The sequence below is a fragment of the Sphingomonas sp. AAP5 genome (assembly GCF_004354345.1).
Taxonomy (GTDB): domain Bacteria; phylum Pseudomonadota; class Alphaproteobacteria; order Sphingomonadales; family Sphingomonadaceae; genus Sphingomonas; species Sphingomonas glacialis.
The window spans coordinates 3,460,384-3,477,214 of the sequence record NZ_CP037913.1 but is presented as its reverse complement, the minus strand read 5'-3'; the positions used below and the strand labels follow the sequence as shown (position 1 = coordinate 3,477,214).

Annotated in this window: 16 protein-coding genes and 1 tRNA gene; 6 read left to right on the top strand and 11 right to left on the bottom strand. The window is 66.4% G+C overall.

The features are described 5' to 3' along the window. Nucleotides 1-5: 5 nt before the first annotated feature. Nucleotides 6-1,799 (bottom strand): peptide MFS transporter, encoded by a 1,794-nt coding sequence (locus E2E30_RS16105; protein ID WP_133191402.1) that lies wholly within the window; start codon nt 1,797-1,799, stop codon nt 6-8. A 116-nt stretch (nt 1,800-1,915) separates the two neighbouring features. Here E2E30_RS16105 and E2E30_RS16100 point away from each other — a divergent pair, with 116 nt between their 5' ends. Next, nucleotides 1,916-2,494 carry a nitroreductase family protein gene (locus E2E30_RS16100; protein ID WP_133192147.1) on the top strand — a complete coding sequence of 193 codons (579 nt, stop codon included), beginning with the start codon at nt 1,916-1,918 and terminating at the stop codon, nt 2,492-2,494. Between the two features lie 38 nt (nt 2,495-2,532). Next, a complete protein-coding gene (locus E2E30_RS16095; RefSeq protein WP_133191401.1) occupies nt 2,533-2,889 on the top strand; it encodes a GntR family transcriptional regulator in 357 nt (118 codons plus the stop codon). 56 nt (nt 2,890-2,945) lie between these two features. Here E2E30_RS16095 and E2E30_RS16090 read toward each other — a convergent pair whose 3' ends face one another. Both E2E30_RS16090 and E2E30_RS16085 read right to left on the bottom strand, forming a co-directional pair. Then, nucleotides 2,946-3,722: a helix-turn-helix domain-containing protein gene (locus tag E2E30_RS16090; protein WP_133191400.1), complete on the bottom strand. Its 777-nt coding sequence runs from the start codon at nt 3,720-3,722 to the stop codon at nt 2,946-2,948. A gap of 74 nt (nt 3,723-3,796) precedes the next feature. Beyond that, on the bottom strand, nt 3,797-5,509 hold the full coding sequence (locus E2E30_RS16085) for an acyl-CoA dehydrogenase (RefSeq protein ID WP_133191399.1): 1,713 nt from the start codon (nt 5,507-5,509) through the stop codon (nt 3,797-3,799). A 62-nt stretch (nt 5,510-5,571) separates the two neighbouring features. Here E2E30_RS16085 and E2E30_RS16080 point away from each other — a divergent pair, with 62 nt between their 5' ends. Further along, nucleotides 5,572-6,618 (top strand): L-threonylcarbamoyladenylate synthase, encoded by a 1,047-nt coding sequence (locus tag E2E30_RS16080; RefSeq protein ID WP_133191398.1) that lies wholly within the window; start codon nt 5,572-5,574, stop codon nt 6,616-6,618. Between the two features lie 157 nt (nt 6,619-6,775). Here the strand turns inward: E2E30_RS16080 and msrA are convergent, their stop codons facing one another. Next, nucleotides 6,776-7,321, bottom strand: coding sequence for a peptide-methionine (S)-S-oxide reductase MsrA (msrA, locus tag E2E30_RS16075; protein ID WP_133191397.1), 546 nt, complete (start codon nt 7,319-7,321; stop codon nt 6,776-6,778). A 93-nt stretch (nt 7,322-7,414) separates the two neighbouring features. Between msrA and galE the strand changes: the two genes are divergently transcribed. Then, on the top strand, nt 7,415-8,410 hold the full coding sequence (gene galE / locus E2E30_RS16070; protein ID WP_133191396.1) for a UDP-glucose 4-epimerase GalE: 996 nt from the start codon (nt 7,415-7,417) through the stop codon (nt 8,408-8,410). Nucleotides 8,411-8,445: 35 nt separating this feature from the next. On the opposite strand, the gene E2E30_RS16065 is transcribed toward galE, so the two are convergent. The 4 genes from E2E30_RS16065 to folK form a co-directional block, all read right to left on the bottom strand. Further along, nucleotides 8,446-10,614, bottom strand: coding sequence for a TonB-dependent receptor (locus E2E30_RS16065; protein WP_133191395.1), 2,169 nt, complete (start codon nt 10,612-10,614; stop codon nt 8,446-8,448). Nucleotides 10,615-10,773: 159 nt separating this feature from the next. Continuing rightward, nucleotides 10,774-11,472 carry a phosphatase PAP2 family protein gene (locus E2E30_RS16060; RefSeq protein WP_133191394.1) on the bottom strand — a complete coding sequence of 233 codons (699 nt, stop codon included), beginning with the start codon at nt 11,470-11,472 and terminating at the stop codon, nt 10,774-10,776. A 21-nt stretch (nt 11,473-11,493) separates the two neighbouring features. Beyond that, nucleotides 11,494-11,569 (bottom strand) — tRNA-Lys (locus tag E2E30_RS16055). Nucleotides 11,570-11,605: 36 nt separating this feature from the next. Further along, a complete protein-coding gene (gene folK, locus E2E30_RS16050; protein ID WP_240699120.1) occupies nt 11,606-12,061 on the bottom strand; it encodes a 2-amino-4-hydroxy-6-hydroxymethyldihydropteridine diphosphokinase in 456 nt (151 codons plus the stop codon). An 80-nt stretch (nt 12,062-12,141) separates the two neighbouring features. Here folK and E2E30_RS16045 point away from each other — a divergent pair, with 80 nt between their 5' ends. Further along, nucleotides 12,142-12,804, top strand: coding sequence for a uracil-DNA glycosylase (locus E2E30_RS16045; RefSeq protein WP_133191393.1), 663 nt, complete (start codon nt 12,142-12,144; stop codon nt 12,802-12,804). A 10-nt stretch (nt 12,805-12,814) separates the two neighbouring features. On the opposite strand, the gene aguB is transcribed toward E2E30_RS16045, so the two are convergent. Continuing rightward, complete coding sequence (gene aguB / locus E2E30_RS16040; RefSeq protein ID WP_133191392.1) at nt 12,815-13,681, bottom strand: N-carbamoylputrescine amidase; 867 nt, start codon at nt 13,679-13,681, stop codon at nt 12,815-12,817. A gap of 55 nt (nt 13,682-13,736) precedes the next feature. On the opposite strand from aguB, the gene E2E30_RS16035 reads away from it, so the two are divergent. Beyond that, nucleotides 13,737-14,135 (top strand): low affinity iron permease family protein, encoded by a 399-nt coding sequence (locus E2E30_RS16035; RefSeq protein ID WP_133191391.1) that lies wholly within the window; start codon nt 13,737-13,739, stop codon nt 14,133-14,135. A gap of 7 nt (nt 14,136-14,142) precedes the next feature. Here the strand turns inward: E2E30_RS16035 and E2E30_RS16030 are convergent, their stop codons facing one another. Together E2E30_RS16030 and E2E30_RS16025 are read right to left on the bottom strand one after the other, a co-directional pair. Beyond that, nucleotides 14,143-15,117: an agmatine deiminase family protein gene (locus E2E30_RS16030; RefSeq protein WP_133191390.1), complete on the bottom strand. Its 975-nt coding sequence runs from the start codon at nt 15,115-15,117 to the stop codon at nt 14,143-14,145. Nucleotides 15,118-15,120: 3 nt separating this feature from the next. Further along, complete coding sequence (locus E2E30_RS16025) at nt 15,121-16,761, bottom strand: M28 family metallopeptidase (protein ID WP_133191389.1); 1,641 nt, start codon at nt 16,759-16,761, stop codon at nt 15,121-15,123. Between the last annotated feature and the right edge of the window lie 70 nt (nt 16,762-16,831).

The window sequence follows — 16,831 nt, the reverse complement described above, 5'->3', positions numbered from 1 at the left end:
CCCCCTTATTTGACGCCGTGCATCCACTTCTTGAGCGGCCACGACAAGGCCAGCAGCACGACCCCGAGCACGATCGCGACTTCGGCGATCGTCGTGAAGGTGCCGGTATAGGTGTCGAGGCTGACCTTGAGGTTGGTCACCTGCCCGCCGACGGTGTCGACGCTGGCGAACTGCGCGACGATGCCCGCGACATATTGCGCGCACGAGATCGACAGGAACCACACGCCCATCATCAGCCCGACGATCCGCGCGATCGACAACTTGGTGATCATCGAGAGGCCAACGGGCGAGATGCACAGTTCGGCGACCGAGTGGATCAGGTACAAGCCAGCGAGCCACCAGATGCCGACCTGGAAGCCCGGTCCGGCGAACCCTGCGCCGAGCACAAGGAACAGGAAGCCCGCCCCGACGCCGATCAGCGCGATACCGAACTTGACCGGGATCGACGGCTCGAGCCCGCGCTTGGCGAGCGTGGTCCAGAGGATGCTCATGATCGGCGCGAGCGTGACGATAAAGAAGGCGTTGAAGAACTGCGTCTGCGGCGCCGAGATCGCGAAATCGCCGAACAGCCGCAAATCGGTGTTGCGATCGGCGAACAGCGTCAGCGACGAGCCGGCCTGCTCGAACAGCGTCCAGAACACGACGTTGAAGATGATCAGCACCATCGCTGCGAGCATCATCTGGAATTCGCGTTTGTCGCCGATCACGAACGACCAGATCAGGATGCCCGGGATCGCGACGAGGAAGGTGCCGAACAGCAATTTGCCCATCAACGACAGCGACGCGAGATAGCCGATAAAGCCCGAACCCGGCACTGGCGGGACCGAGTTCATCAAATTGACGAACAGGAAATACAGCACCGGAACCGCAACGAGCGCGCCGATAAAGATCGGGATCGTCCGGTCGGGCCCGCTCCGCACGGGCGGTTCGCCGTATCCGTTGAGCTTGCCGCCATCGAACTGGATCAACGTGAACGAGATCAGCATGCCGACCGCGGCAAGGCCGAAGCCTGCCCACCAGCCGAACGTCTCGGCAAGGATCGGACAGAGGATCTGCGAGGCGAGCGACCCGAGATTGATGCCCATGTAGAAGATCGTGAAGCCCGAATCGCGGCGTCGATCGCCCTGCGCGTACAATTCGCCGACCATCGTCGAGATGTTGGGTTTGAAGAATCCGTTGCCGACCGAGACGAGGCTGAGCGCGAGCAGCATGATCGTGACGAACAGCGGGCTGCGCTCGGCATCCGACTTGAAGCCGTCCTTTTCGATCGTGCGCGCGGTGCTGCCATCGGCGGCGAGCAGCGAGACGGTGCCGTCGTCATTGCCCTTCACCTGCAGCCGCTTGCCCTGATCGGTGATGTAGCGCTGCTCGGTCCCGGCCTTGGATTCGACCGTTACGTTATAGCGCTGGCCGTCGATCGTCGCGAACGGCACCGCTGTCTGGCCGCCGAAGCAGAGCGTGAAATACCCGACCGCCATCATGATCGCGCCGAACTTCACCGAGCGCTTCGACCCGAGATACTGGTCCGCCAGATACCCGCCGACGAGCGGCGTCAGATAGACGAGCGCGGTGAACCCGCCGTACAGCCCGGTCGCGGCGCGATCGCCGAAGACGAAATGCTTGGTGAGATACAGCGTGAGCAACGCGCGCATGCCGTAATAGCCGAAGCGTTCCCACATTTCGGTGGTGAACATCCGCGCAAGCTGGCGCGGATGTCCGAACCAGGTCTCGCCCGCCGCCGGATTGACGTGGCTAATATCCGGCTCGCGCGGAGTATCCGCGGTCGGGGTGTCCACCATGTACGAAAGCTCCCTGAATGTCCGTGCGCCGCTACCTTCGGCGCCGACTTGTTACCGTTGAGACTAGCGGCTTGGACGACGGTGTAAATATGCGCGCGTTCCGCTACAGCGCGGCGATGCTCAACGACTCGTCCACCCCGCTCTCGCTCCTCGCCACGCGCCGCTCGGGAAAACCGCGCGATCTCGTCGCGCCGGGGCCCGATGCGGCACAGCTCGACACGATCCTGCAGATCGCCGCGCGCGTCCCCGACCACGGCAAGCTCGCCCCGTGGCGCTTCGTGATCGTCGCGCCCGAGCAGCGCGCCGCGCTCGCCCGCGTGATCACCGACGCCTGTCGCGCCGAGCGTCCGCACGCGTCGGCGAAGGAGCTCGAATCGCTCGAACAGTTCGCGCACCAGGCACCGACTTTGGTGGTGGTCCTGTCATCGCCGCGGATCGACAGCCCTATCCCCTTGTGGGAGCAGCAATTGTCGGCGGGCGCCGCCGCGATGAACCTGCTCCAGGCGACGCACGCGCTCGGTTTTGCCGGCGGCTGGCTGACCGGCTGGGCAAGCGCTTCGGATGCGGTGCGCGATGCGTTCGGCGCGGCCCCGGAACGGATCGTCGGCTTCTTCTTTCTCGGAACACCCGCCAAGCAATTAGAAGAACGCCCCCGCCCGGATACGAGCAAGATTATTTCTCACTGGACGAGCTGAGGTGTGGACCTTTTTGGCGGTTGCTGTATTATAGCAGCATGACAGCCCTGAACAGCGAAGACAGCCCAGTCTATATCAAATTGCGCGGGACGATCTCGGCCGCGATCCTGCGCGGCGAGTTTCGCGCTGGGGACCAGCTCCCCTCGGTCCGCGCGCTTGCCGCCGAACATGGCGCAAACCCGCTGACCGTCGCCAAAGCGTATCAGAGTTTCCAGGACGACGGCTATGTCGAGGTCCGGCGCGGGGTCGGGATGTTCGTGCTCCCAGGCGCCGCCGAAAAGCTCCGCGCCGCCGAGCGCGAGCATTTCGTCAAGACGAGCTGGCCGCGCATCGCCGCGCATATCGAATTGCTCGGGCTCGACGTCGCCGACCTGCTCGAGCGCGAGAAGGCCTGAAAGCCTGGCCCGGCCGCGAAGCTCTGCTTCCGACCGGGCCGTTACACGGTAACCGCCTATCCGACGGTTACCCCCGCCACGCGCCAGCCACCCTTCTCGCGCTCGAGCGTGACCGTCTCGATCGCCTCGGTCCTATTGGCGAAACGGGTCCGAAACTTCACCATTTGATAGCCGTGCGGCGGCGTCGGCACTTCCTGCTGGCTGAGGAGGTTGCGTGACAGCATCTCGCCCAGCGGCACACGCGCCTGTTCGGACGCCTTCGTCCAAACTTCGAGCGTGTTGAGCTTTTGGAACGACGGCGTCGTCGCACGGTAGCTCTCACCCCACTGCGCGCGGTCGAGCAGCATGAGCCATTGCCGCGCTTTATCCACGACCGCTGCATCGGGCGTTTCTGCAGCGACGGATGGCCCCGGAGGGGCAGGCGCGTCTTGAGGCAGCGCGACGAGCGCCAAGAGACCGAGAGTGAATGTCAAGAGCAAGCCTCCGATGAGGAACCGGGGCTGGCGGTGTGCCCGCCCCACGCCGACTTCCGGCGCGGTTTCCTGTTCCGCCCGAGCAGCGTCCGCGGCTTCCCCGATTGGCGTGTCCCCCACAGAATCGGGGGCCGGCGGCACGCCACCGCCTTCGGCCGCGAGCAGCATCCGCGCGGCCTCGCGACTGCTCGACACGGCGAGCTTGCGCCGCGCATCGCGCAGCCGCTCGTTGATCGTATGGACCGAGAGGCCGAGATCGCGCGCGCTCGACTTCGCATCGTGCCCGCGCACGATCAGGCGAAGCGTCTGCTTCTCCTTCTCGGTCAGCGCGCGGACCCCGTCTCTCACCGGCATGTTCATGCCCCGGAGGCTAGGTCGGGGGCCGCGGCGCGCCTACCCCGAAAAATTCGGGGTGAGCGCGGCAGGGGCTCGGCTCAGGCCGCGAAGGCTTCGGCCGGGACCGAATAGAGCACATCGGCCTTCGCCGTCGCCGCCGCCTTGAGCCCCAACGCCTCGGGGACGATCTGCGCGACATAGAAAGCGCACGCCGCGCGCTTCATCGCCGAGAAGGCATCGTCGCCGCTCGCGATCCGGCCCGAACGCTCCATCAGCCAGCCGCAGGTCGCGACCGAGAGCATTGTCAGGAACGGATAGCTTGCCGCAAGCTTGTCGTCGGCATCGAGCCCCGCCATGCCGCGCCCGATCTCGTCGCACGCGTCGATGAGACCGATCAGGCCTGCATCCTGCGCTTCGGCGCGCATGTCGGCGATCAGCTGCGCGAACACGCCGCCATTGGCCATCGACAGCTTGCGCCCGACCAGATCGGCCGCCTGGATGCCGTTGGTGCCCTCGTAGATCGGCGTGATGCGTGCATCGCGGAAGAACTGCGCCGCGCCCGTCTCCTCGACATAGCCCATCCCGCCATGCACCTGGATGCCGAGGCTGGCGACTTCGTTGCCGATATCGGTGCCGTGCGCCTTGGCGAGCGGGGTGAGGATCTCGAGCCGGTCCTGCGCGCCCGCTTGCCCGAGCGCCGCGCGGTCGACTTGCGCCGCGGCGTAATAGACGAGCGCACGCGCCGCCTGTGTCTGCGCCTTCATCCGCAGCAGCATACGGCGGACGTCGGGATGCTCGACGATCTTGACCGATTCCTTGCTGGGCGAGCCAGCGCGCGGCGACTGCACGCGATCGAGCGCATAGGCCACCGCCGCCTGCGTCGCGGCTTCGGCGACCTGGACGCCCTGCAGCCCGACATTGAGGCGGGCATTGTTCATCATCGTGAACATGGCGCGGATGCCGCCGAATTCGCCACCGATCAGCTCGCCGATACAGTCATCATTGTCGCCGAACGACAGCACGCAGGTCGGCGAGGCGTGCAGCCCCATCTTGTGCTCGATCGAGACGACGCGGACGTCGTTGAAGTCGCCCGGCGTGCCGTCCTCGGCCAGCCGGTACTTGGGCACGAGGAACAGCGAAATCCCCTTGGTGCCGGCCGGTGCGCCGGGCGTGCGTGCGAGCACGAGGTGGACGATGTTGGGCGCCATGTCGTGATCGCCGAACGAGATGTAAATCTTGGTGCCCTTGATCGACCACTTTCCGTCGCCAAGCGGCGTCGCGGTCGAGCGCAGCGCGCCGACGTCCGAGCCCGCCTGCGGCTCGGTCAGGTTCATCGTGCCGGTCCATTCGCCCGTCGCGAGATGCGGAAGATACAGCGCCTGCTGCTCGGGGCTGCCGTGGTGCGCCAGCGCCTCGATCGCGCCGACGGTCAGCGTGGGCGCGAGCGCAAAGCCCATGTTCGCGCCACCGAGCGTATCGAGCACCGCGGTCTGGATCGCGAAGGGCAGGCCCTGCCCGCCAAATTCTTCGGGAACGCCGATCGTGCCCCAGCCGCCTTCGACATAATCGTGATACGCCTTCACGAAGCCGTCGGGCATGACGACGCCCTCGGGGGTCCATTTCGCGCCGACGGTGTCGCCGGCGCGCAGCAGCGGCGCCCATTCGCCCGCCGCGAGTTGCCCGGCGCCTTCGAGCACCGCGTCGACGACGTCGTCGCTCGCGGCGGCGAAGCGTTCGGTCGCGGCGAGATCGGCGATGCCGACGATGTGATCGAGCACGAAACGCTGGTCGGCAGTGGCGGGGGTGAACATGGGAGATCCTCTGACTCAGGGCCCCTTATCGGGGCTGCTGCGCCGGGCTATAGCCCTGTCCGATGATCCCGCCAAACCCGCCTTTTGCGACGCAGACCTTACCCTACGGCGAGGCCGCGATCGCCGCCGCCGCCGCGCTGATCGTGGCCGGCCAGCCGGTCGCGATCGCGTCCGAGACGGTCTACGGGCTCGCCGCCGACGCGACCGATTCGGCCGCCGTCGCGGCGATCTATGCGGCGAAGGGCCGGCCGAGCTTCAATCCGCTGATCGTCCATGTCCTCGACATGGCGGCGGCCGAGGCGATCGCCGAGTTCGATCCCGTAGCGCGCGCGCTCGCCGAGGCGTTCTGGCCGGGACCGCTGACGCTGGTGCTGCCGGTGCGCGCCGATGCGGGGATCGCCGCGGCGGTGACGGCGGGGCTGCCGACGATCGCGCTGCGCGTGCCGGCGCATCGCGCGATGCGCGCGCTGATCGCGGCGTCGGGCAAGCCGCTGGCGGCGCCGTCGGCCAATGCCAGCGGGGCGATCAGCCCGACGCAGGCGGCGCACGTGGTGTCAAGCCTGGATGGCCGCATCGCGCTGGTGGTCGATGACGGCGCGACCGAAGCCGGGCTGGAATCGACGATCGTCGCGACCGCGGGTGGGCTGCACGTGCTGCGCCCGGGGCCGATCACGATCGAAGCGCTCTCCCCCTTCTCCTTCCCCGGCGAAGGCCGGGGCCCAGGAGGTGAACAGCCGGCATCAGGCAGAGCGCACGATACCGACCCGCCCTCGACCGGGCCCCGGCCTTCGCCGGGGAAGGAAAAAGGGGAGACACCCGCCATAACCGCGCCCGGCCAGCTCGAGAGCCATTACGCGCCGAGCAAGCCGCTGCGCCTCAACGCAACCACGGCAGCCCCCGACGAATATCTCATCGGCTTCGGCACTATCCCCGGCGCCGTCACGCTCTCCCCAAGCGGAAATCTTGCAGAAGCCGCGACCAACCTCTTCGCCGCGCTGCACGCGGCGGACGCATCCCCATCAGCAAGAATCGCCATCGCGCCGATCCCGAGCGAAGGGATCGGCGCCGCAATTAACGATCGGCTACGGCGGGCGGCGCATAGCGGATGAGATCGCGCAACATCCTCGCGATCCTATTCGTAATCGTCGTAGCTGCTTGGGTCGGCTGGTCGATCAGAACAAGCATCGCAGTTGATGCATGTCTCGATTCCGGCGGCCGTTGGGAAGCCACAGGGGGTTTTTGCGAAAGTGCCCCGCCGACTGGCGGCTAGGCCCCCACCGCCGCCTTCGACCGTGCCGCGAAGCTCTTGCGCAGCTTGGCGAGCTTGGGCGGGATTACCGCGAGGCAATAGGGATTGCGGCGGCCTTCGGTGTCCCAATAGTCCTGGTGATAATCCTCGGCCGGATACCAGGTCGACATCGGCTCGATCGTCGTGACGATCGGCGCAGGCCAGTCGCTTGCGGCCCGCTCCATCGCCGCCACGGCCGCGTCGCGCTGCGCATCATCGGCGGGGAAGATCGCCGAGCGATATTGCGTGCCGACATCGTTGCCCTGGCGGTTGAGCTGCGTCGGATCGTGCGTTGCAAAGAACATGTCGAGGATCTCGCCATACGACACCTGATCCTTGTCGAAGGTCACGCGGATCGCCTCGGCATGGCCGGTGTCGCCACCGCACACCTGCTTGTAGGTCGGATTGGGCACCGTCCCGCCGATATACCCGCTTTCGACCTTCTCGACGCCGATCACGTCCTTGAACACCGCCTCGGTGCACCAGAAACATCCACCCGCGAGCGTTGCGACTTCGCTAGCCATTTTCGAATCCTTTATTGCTGGGTCCCTAGATAGGAACGCGGTGGCGCGACGCAATCACCACGGGTAGGGCGTGGGCGCTGGCAGGAGACGAAGATGCTCGACGGTGCGGTAATGGTGACGGGCGGAGCGGGCTATATCGGCAGCCATGCGGTGCTGGCGCTGCTCGACGCGGGGCACCGTGTCGTGGTGTTCGACAATCTTTCGACCGGGTTCGACTGGCTGGTCGACCGTCGCGCGACGCTGGTGCGCGGCGAGATCGAGGATGACGCGCTCGTCCGCGGCACGATGCGCGACCATGACGTGCGCGCCGTGATGCATTTCGCCGGATCGATCATCGTCCCCGAATCGGTCTCCGACCCGCTCAAATATTATCGCAACAACACCGTCGCGAGCCGCGCCTTGCTCGAAAGCGCGGTCACCTCGGGCGTGCAGCACTTCATCTTCTCCTCGACCGCGGCGACCTACGGCACGCCCGAAAAGGTGCCCGTGGCCGAGCGCGACCCGACCGTGCCGATCAACCCGTACGGCATGTCGAAGCTGATGACCGAGGCGATGCTGCGCGACGTCGCCGCCGCCTATCCGATCAACTATGCGGTGCTGCGCTATTTCAACGTCGCCGGCGCCGATCCGCAGCAGCGCACCGGCCAGTCGACCGTCGGCGCGACCCACCTCATCAAGATCGCGGTCGAGGCTGCGCTCGGCAAGCGCGAGAGCGTCGGCGTTTACGGCACCGACTATGACACGCCCGACGGCACAGGCGTGCGCGACTACATCCATGTCAGCGATCTCGCCGCCGCGCACGTCGCCGCGCTCGACCTCCTCGTGGCGGAACCCGGCAAGAGCCACACGCTCAACGCCGGCTACGGCAAGGGCTTCTCGGTGCTCGAAGTGCTCGACGCGGTCGACCGGGTCACCAACATGAAACTGACCCGCATCATCGAAGGCCGCCGCGCGGGCGATGCCGGCGAACTCGTCGCCGACAATCGCGCGATCCTCGCCACGCTCGACTGGACGCCTGAGCGCGCCGACCTCGACGGCATCGTCCGCGATGCGCTGGCGTGGGAGCGCAAACTGGGCGAGCGGGGCTGAACGTCCCCCCTCCCGCTTGCGGGAGGGGAGTAGGGTCAGATCGTCTTGCTGATCCCGAACATGAAGCCGCGCCGCGCGCCGAATTGCGGCGCGCCGACGCCGACCCCCGAGCCGTCGCGAATCTCGTACACCCGGTCCGCCACGTTGAGCACGTCGAAGCGCACCTCGATCCCCGGCCCCTTGAAGTCGTGGCTCGCGGTGAGGTTGAACACCGCATAAGGCGTCAGCTTGCCGCCATTGGGCACGTCGCCGTCCTTGCGCAGCCCCGAGCCGTAAATCATGCTCCCGCCGAGCTTGCTGTCGCGCAGGAACCCTTGGTCGAAGCGGTACGACGCGCCGGCCGAGCCAGTGTAGGTCTGGTCGTGATCGAGATAGATGTAGTTGCGCGCGATATAGGCGACGTCGCCCGGATCGAAGTTGAACTGCCCCGACGCGATCCCCAGCCCCTTCGCCTTGGCGTAGGACAAATTGGCATAGGCGAACACCGGCCCGTGCTGGTACGAGACATTGCCTTCGATCCCGTCGATCCGCCCGCGCGTGTAATTGAACGGCGTGAGAATGATCGGCGCACCGAACTGGCCTTCGTCGACCAGGTTGCGCGACCGGCGATGATAGGCGTCGATGCCCACCGTGAAGCGGCCCAGTTTCTGCTGCGCGCCGACGTCGAAATAATCCTGCCGCTCGGCGAAGGGGGCGGTAGCGAGCGGAGTCGTCACGCCGTCGTCGCCCGGCGCCTGTGCGCTGGTGCCGCGGAACTTGAGGACGCTCGTCGTCGCGACGTTCGAAAAGGGCGCGGGCGAGAAATAGCGCGCATAGCCGGCGTGCAGCGTCAGCCCCTTCGACGGCGTCAGCACCGCATTGATCCGTGGCGAAAACTGCGATTCGGCGCGGAAGCCGGTATAATGGTCGAAGCGGCCGCCGAAATTGACGATCAGCGGCTCGGCGATCTTCCATTCGTCCTGCAGATAGACGCTGTAGGTCATCTCGGTCGTCGCGTTATTGTCGACGATCGTGATCGGCTGGCCGGTCTGCGTGCCCGTGGCATCGACCGGGAATACCTGGGCGCTGGTCTTCGAATTGCTGCGATCGCGCGAGATGATCACGCCGCCGCGCAACGTATGCGCGTCGGACGCGCGATAGACGCCCTCGAGCTGGCCGCCGAAGGTGAAGTCCTGCTTGAACGCCTTTTGCGCGATGCCGTTGAACAGCAGCTCGCCCGTCACGTCGGGGGTGTAGCGCAGCGACGAATAGCGCGCGAACAGCGAGGCCTGGAGCGTCACCGGGCCGGCATCGTGCAGCAAGCTGGCGAGGCCGAAGGCAGTGCGTTCGCGCTGGCGCTCGTCGAGATCCTCGCTGCGGAAATCGGTGACACCGCCGACATTGTAGCCGTTGCCCGGGGTCAGCCCGCGCGGATTGGGGATCTGGAAGCTCTGGTCGGAATAGCCGCCCATGAACGAGACGCGATTGTTCTCGTCGAGCGTGTGATCGACATAGACGAAACCCTGATACTGGTTGGTCTTGTCGTGGAGCGGGGTGCGGCTGCCATCGACTGCTTCGATCCCGATATTGCTGTGCTTGTAGCTGCCGGTGACGAAGTAGTTGGTGTTGCCGGTCGACCCGCCATAGTCGAAGCTTGGCTGCACCGTGTCGTTGGTGCCGCCATAGAGCGACACCTGCCCACCATTCTTGAAGCCGTTCTTGGTGGTGATGTCGATGATGCCGGCCGTGCGCAGGCCGTATTGCGCGGGCAGCGCGCCGGTGCGCAGATCGAAACGCTCGACCAGGCGGGGCGATAGCGTCTGGCCGAACACCGCGACCCCCTCGGGCAGGATCGTGCCGTTGATGCGGTATTGCAGGTTGTTGTGGTCGTCGCGGACATGGAACTGGCCGCCGCCATCCTGCACGACGCCGGGCAATTGCAGCAGGATCTGGTTGAGCTGCTGATTCTCCCCGCCAGGGAGCGCTTTGATCGTCTCGCTGGTGATCGTGTAGGTCGTCGCGCCGAGGCTCGGCTGGATCGAGGCGCGCGCCGCATCGAGGCGGCCGGTGACGACGATGTCGGGACCGCTCTTTGCGGTCGACGGTGCAGTCTGGTCATCGGTGCTGGCGGCAACCGATGCCGGCGTGGCTTCGGGGGCGGCGTAAGCGGCGATCGGTGCGAACGACAGCAGCGCAGCGCTGGACAACAGAGTGGCTCGGATCATGCGGGAGGCGGCCTTTCAAGATGCGTTGTGCAGTGCAGTAGATGTTATGTGATATTATCACAAGACCGTTTCGTCGACTCCCGGAAACGATTCGGCCGTGTAGGCGCAGCGGTGGCCCGCGCCACCTTGCGGGCAGATGAACGAGGCTCGAATCGGTGGCTAGGCGGAGGTCTTGCCGCGCGCGATCCGCAACCGCAGCGCGGCACCCAGTGACCACCACGCGACCGCCCACAGCCCGCCGAACGTCCAGCCGGCGAGCACGTCGCTCGGCCAATGCACGCCGAGATAGACGCGGCTGCACCCGATCGCCGTGACGAGCAGCAGCGCTGCTCCGAGGACATAGCGCCGGAGCGCACGATGCTCGGTGATTTGCAGCAGCAACAGCGCGAGCGTCAGATAGACGCACGCGCTGTTCGCAGCGTGGCCGCTCGGGAAGCTCGCATTGTAGACCGAAACGAGGTGATCGGTCACCGTTGGCCGCGTCCGCCCGACCAGCGCCTTGACCAGTGTCACCACGATCGATCCGCTGATCGTTCCGCCCAGCACCAAAGCGAGCGTCAGCCAATGCCGCTGGACGATCAACAGCCCCGCCGCCAGCGCGGCGACCAGGACCAAGACGGTCGGCCCGCCGAGTGCAGTCACATCGACGACGCTTTGCGTCAGCCAGGCCGGCCCTGGCGGCACGCCATGCGCCACCCCGCCGCGCGCCCATAACAGGATCGCGCGGTCGAACCCGAACTGCAGCCCGCGATCGATCAAGGCACCGAGCAACAACAACGCCCCGCCAGCGCCGGTCAGCGCCGCGACCGCGACGATCGTCCAGGGCGGGTGGCGGACATCGGGGGCTGGGGGCGGCATCGAGGCATCCTTGCGTGCCGGTGGTGGGCCCAATGGGACTCGAACCCATGACCTACAGATTAAAAGTCCGTTGCTCTACCAACTGAGCTATGGGCCCACACCGGGCTCGCGTTAGGAGCGGTTGCCGGATGGGTCAACCCAGGCGCTTAACCTTGCGCAATCGCGCGAGCAGGTGGCGCGGGGTCAAACCGGTCCGCGGGTCGCGCCAAACGGGCGCAATCGCGCACAAGGGCGCGAGCACGAAATCGCGGTCCTGGAAGGCGGCGTGCGGGACGCGCAGCCCCTTCGATCGCCATGCGCCGCCCGACCAGGCGACGATATCGAGATCGATCACGCGTGCGCCCCAGCGCGCGCCACGCCGCCGCCCGAAAGCGCGCTCGATCGCCTTGAGCCGCGCGAGCATCGCAGGCGGCGCGACCTCGCTCTCGATCAGCACGACGGCATTGGCGAAGCGTCGAATCGACGGTCCGATCGGCGCACTGCGCAATACAGGGGATTCGGCGACGACACCGCCGAGCGCCGCGATCGCCGCGGCGACTTCTGCCACCGGGCTGCCATGCCGCCCGCGCCGATTCGATCCGATCGCGATAGCGTAACACGGCGCGTATCTGGGGGCTTGGCGCAGGGTACAGGTTGAGTTGCTCACCCAAACCTGCCTATCGCATCGCGATGAACTTCGCACCCAGCCCGCTGCCCGAAACCGAACCTTCGCGCGATTGCCCGCTTTGCCCACGCCTTGTCGGCTTGCGCGAGACGCTGCGCGTCGAACATCCGGCGTGGTGGAACGCCCCCGTCCCCGCTTTTGGCGATCCGCAGGCGTGGCTCGGCATCGTCGGCCTCGCCCCGGGCCAGTTCGGCGCGAATCGTACCGGGCGGCCGTTCACCGGCGATCGCTCGGGGCCGTTGTTGTTCGACACGCTCGCCAAGTTCGGGCTCGCCACTGGCGACTATGAGGGCAAGCCCGACGACACGCTCCAGCTCGACGGCGTGATGATCGTCAACGCGGTCAAATGCCTCCCGCCCGAAAACAAGCCGACGCCCGAGGAAATCCGCACCTGCCGCCCCTTCCTCGAAGCGCAGGCCGATGCGGTGCACAGCGCGCGCGTCTTCATCGCGCTCGGCCAGGTCGCGCATCAGTCGGCGGTCAAGATCCTCGGCGGACGCCTCCCCAAATGCCGCTTCGCGCACGGCGCCGAGCATCGCATGCCCGACGGGCGCATCCTGATCGATAGCTATCACTGCTCGAGCTACAACCAGAGCACCGGGCGGCTGACCGCCGAGATGTTCGAAGCGATCTTCGCCCGCGCCTTGGAACTGCGCGCGGCGGGCTGACCGCCCCGCGTCAGATATCCTGCACCAGCCGCCCGTAGAGATCGGGGCGGCGATCGCGGAAGAAGCCGAACGCGGCGCGGTGGCGCTTCACCCGGTCGAGGTCGAGCGTGGCTGTGATCACGCCGGTTTCCTCGCGCCCGAGTTCCGCCAAGATGTCGCCGCGCTCGTCGGTGATAAAGCTCGTCCCGTAAAAGGTCTGGCCCCCTTCTTCCCCATTGGGCTCGACGCCGATGCGATTCGCGGCGACCACCGGAACGACGTTCGACACGGCATGCCCGACCATCGCACGCCGCCACAGCCGCGCGGTGTCGAGCGAGGTGTCGTGCGGCTCGCTGCCGATCGCGGTCGGGTAGAACAGGATCTCCGCGCCCATCAGCATCAGTGCGCGCGCGGTCTCGGGATACCATTGGTCCCAGCACACGCCGACGCCGAGCGTCGTCGCATCCGGCCCCGGCCAGACCTTGAAGCCGGTATTGCCCGGGCGGAAATAGAATTTCTCCTCATAGCCCGGGCCGTCGGGGATGTGGCTCTTGCGATAGACCCCCATCACGCCGCCATCGGGCCCGATCATCGCGAGCGAATTGTAATGATGCGGGCCGTCCGCCTCGAAGAAGCTCGTCGGGATGTAGACGCCAAGCTCCTTGGCGAGATCCTGCATCGCGAGCACCGCCTTGTGGACGCCGACGGGCTTCGCATTCGCGAACAACCCTTCGTCCTCGACCCGGCAGAAATATTCGCCCTCGAACAATTCGGGCGGCAGGATCACTTGCGCGCCCTTGCCGGCGGCCTCGCGCACGAGATCTGAGACATGCGCGATATTCGCGTCCATATCGGCGGAGAAGGCGAGTTGCAGCGCAGCGACGGTGATTTCGGTCATGCGCCGCCATATCGGGCTTCGCCGCGCCGATTCAAAGACGCAAAAGGAGTTGGGCGTGGAAAAGCTGTTCGAAACGATCGCGCAAAAGGCGACGGGCTGGGCAGGGCGCCCGCCCGCCTTCGTCCTCGCGCTGTCGGTGATCGTGATCTGGGGCGTGACCGGGCCGCTGTTCCACTATTCGGACACGTGGCAGCTGGTGATCAACACCGGCACCACCGTCGTCACCTTCCTGATGGTGTTCCTCATCCAGAACGCACAGAATCGCGATGCCTCGGCGATCCAGGCCAAGCTCGACGAGATCATCCGCGCGACCACCGATGCGCGCAACGCGTTCATCGGGATCGAGCATCTGACGCAGGACGAGCTCGAAGGCATCCGTCGGATGATCGAGCGCGATTGCGGCGAGAGCTCGACCGATCACCACGCCATCGAACGGCTGATCGGCCGGCTCTAACCCCGAATCAAGCGGGCACTTGCTGCGAGATGCAGTGGAAGCTCCCGCCGCCGGTCAGGATCGCATCGGCGCGCAAGCCAACCGCAGTCCGGCCCGGGAACAGCTGCTGCACCGCCGCGACCGCCGAATCGTCGTTGGGCGCGCCGTAAAGCGGCACCACCACCGCGGCATTGCCGATATAGAAGTTCATATAGCTCGCCGGCACGATCTCCTCGTCGCGCAGCACCCGGCCGGGCGACGGGATCCGCACCACGGTGATCCCCGACATCGCTTCGGCCGCGGCGGCGGCATGCTGATAGACCAGCCAGTTGGGATCGTTCTCGGCCGCCTGCGGGATCGCCAGCACGCCGGGCGCGACGAAGCGCGCGAGATTATCGACATGCCCGTCGGTGTGATCGTTCATCAGCCCCTCGCCGAGCCACAGGACTTGGTCGAGACCGAGATCGTCGTGCAACCGCCGCTCGATCTCGGCCTTGCTGAGCGCGGGGTTGCGGTTGGGGTTGAGCAGGCATTGCTCGGTCGTGACGACCAGCCCGGTGCCATCGCCATCGATCGCGCCGCCCTCGAGCACCCAGTCGCACGGCGTGACCGGCAGCAGCTTGCTCGCCGCGAGCCGCAGCCCGACATCGTCGTCGCCGGGCAAATCGTATTTACCGCCCCAGCCGTTGAAGCGGAAATCGCGCGCGCTGTGGTCCGACAGCACGATCGGCCCGGTGTCGCGCAGCCAGATGTCGCCGAACGGTTCGACCACGATCTCGGCGAAATCCCCCGCCAGGCTGCGTGCCGCCTCGGCCGCATCCTCGTCAGCGGCAACGAGGATGACGCGCTCGCCGCGACCCTCGGCATGGACCGCGCGGCCGAACGCCGTCACTTCGTCGCGCGCGGCGTCGAGATCGTCCTCCCACAGCTCGGGATGGCTCGGAAACCCGATCCACACCGCGGCATGCGGTGCCCATTCCGCGGGCGGCAGCAGCTTCGACATACGTTATTTCCCTGCACGACTCGTGTCGCGAACGGCGCGGAATTCCGCGGATTTGTACCAATTGGGCCAATCGGTGCCATCGGCGAGCTGACGCCCCAGCGCATAATAGAGCTGAACGTCCTCGACCGCGCCCGACCAATCCCACGCCGCATTATATTCGTCCTGCGGCTTGTGATAGCGGTTTTGGATATAATCGAGCGTTGCGGCGTGTCCCGCTGCGACACCGCCGACGCGCAGATCCTCGCCCGCACCGCCATCGAACATCGGCACGCCCAATTTGGCGAAGCTGAAATGGTCCGAACGGAAATACCCGCCGCGTTCGGGATTAGGCTCGGGCTTGATCACGCGATCCTGCGCCTCGACCAGCAGCTTCATGCGATCCTCGAGCTCGGACTTGCCCGCGCCAGCAACGACGAAATCCCGGGTCCGGCCCTTGACGTTGAGCCCGTCCATATTCACCCCGCCGACGGTCTGCGCGAGCGGATAGATCGGATGCTCGGCATAATAACGCGACCCGAGCAGCCCGCATTCCTCGCACGTCACCGACAGGAAGACGAGCGAGCGCTTCGCGGCTCCGGCCTTGGCATTGGCCTCGGCGAGTGCGACCAGCCCGGCGACGCCGCTCGCATTGTCGAGCGCGCCGTTGCAGATGTCATCGCCGTTGACCGCGTCGCAGTGGCCGAGATGGTCCCAATGCGCGGTGTAGAAGACATAGTCCTTCGGCGCCGTCTTGCCGGGCAGGATGCCGATCACGTTCTTCGACGCCTGGCGCTTGATCGTGTTGGCGAAGCTGACCGACGCCGTCACGCCGAGCGGTACGGCCGTGAAACCCTTGGTCTTGGCGGCGGCGCTGAGCGTCTCGAAATTCTGCCCGGCGCTGGCGAACAGGTCCTTTGCCTTGGCAAGCTGCATCCAGCCGATCGCCGCGCTCTGGTCGGCATGGTCGCCCTTCTCGTCGAGCTCCAATTGCGGCCCGGTCCAGCTCGACTGGACGACGCCCCAACCATAGGCGGCGGGCTCGGTATCGTGGACGATGATCGCCGCGGTCGCGCCGTGGCGCGCGGCTTCCTCGAACTTGTAGGTCCAGCGGCCGTAATAGGTCATCGCCTTGCCCTCGAAGAGCCCGTCGCGGCCCGGCGTCTGCCAGTCGGGATCGTTGACGAGGATCACGACGGTCTTGCCGTGGACATCGACCCCGGCATAATCGTCCCACCCGCGTTCGGGCGCGGTGATGCCGTAGCCGACGAACACGACGGGCGAATCCTTGATCGCGATCGTCGGCGTGACGCGATAGGTCGCGAGCACCACGTCCTGGCGATATTGCAGCGCGACCGGCGTCTTGCCGCCGCTGAAGGTCATCGGCGTCACGTCGCGCGCGGTGAGTTCGACGAGCGGGACGGGCTGGAACCAGCTGCCATTGTTGCCCGGCTTGAGCCCCGCCGCCTTGAAGCGCGCGACGATATAGTCGGTCGCCTTGTCCTCGCCCGGCGTGGTCGGCTTGCGGCCTTCGTACGCGTCGGACGACAGCGTCTTGGTGACCTCCTTGAGCGTCTGCACGGATATCGCTGGCGCGGTTTGCGCGGTCGCACTCGTCGATAGCGCGGCCGCGCCCAGGATCACGGCAAACGTCGGGGAGAGGCGCATCGGCAAGCCCTTTTACTGGATTTCGCGCACCGTTCTGGCAGGCCACGATCGAACGCGCAACGCTCCGGAA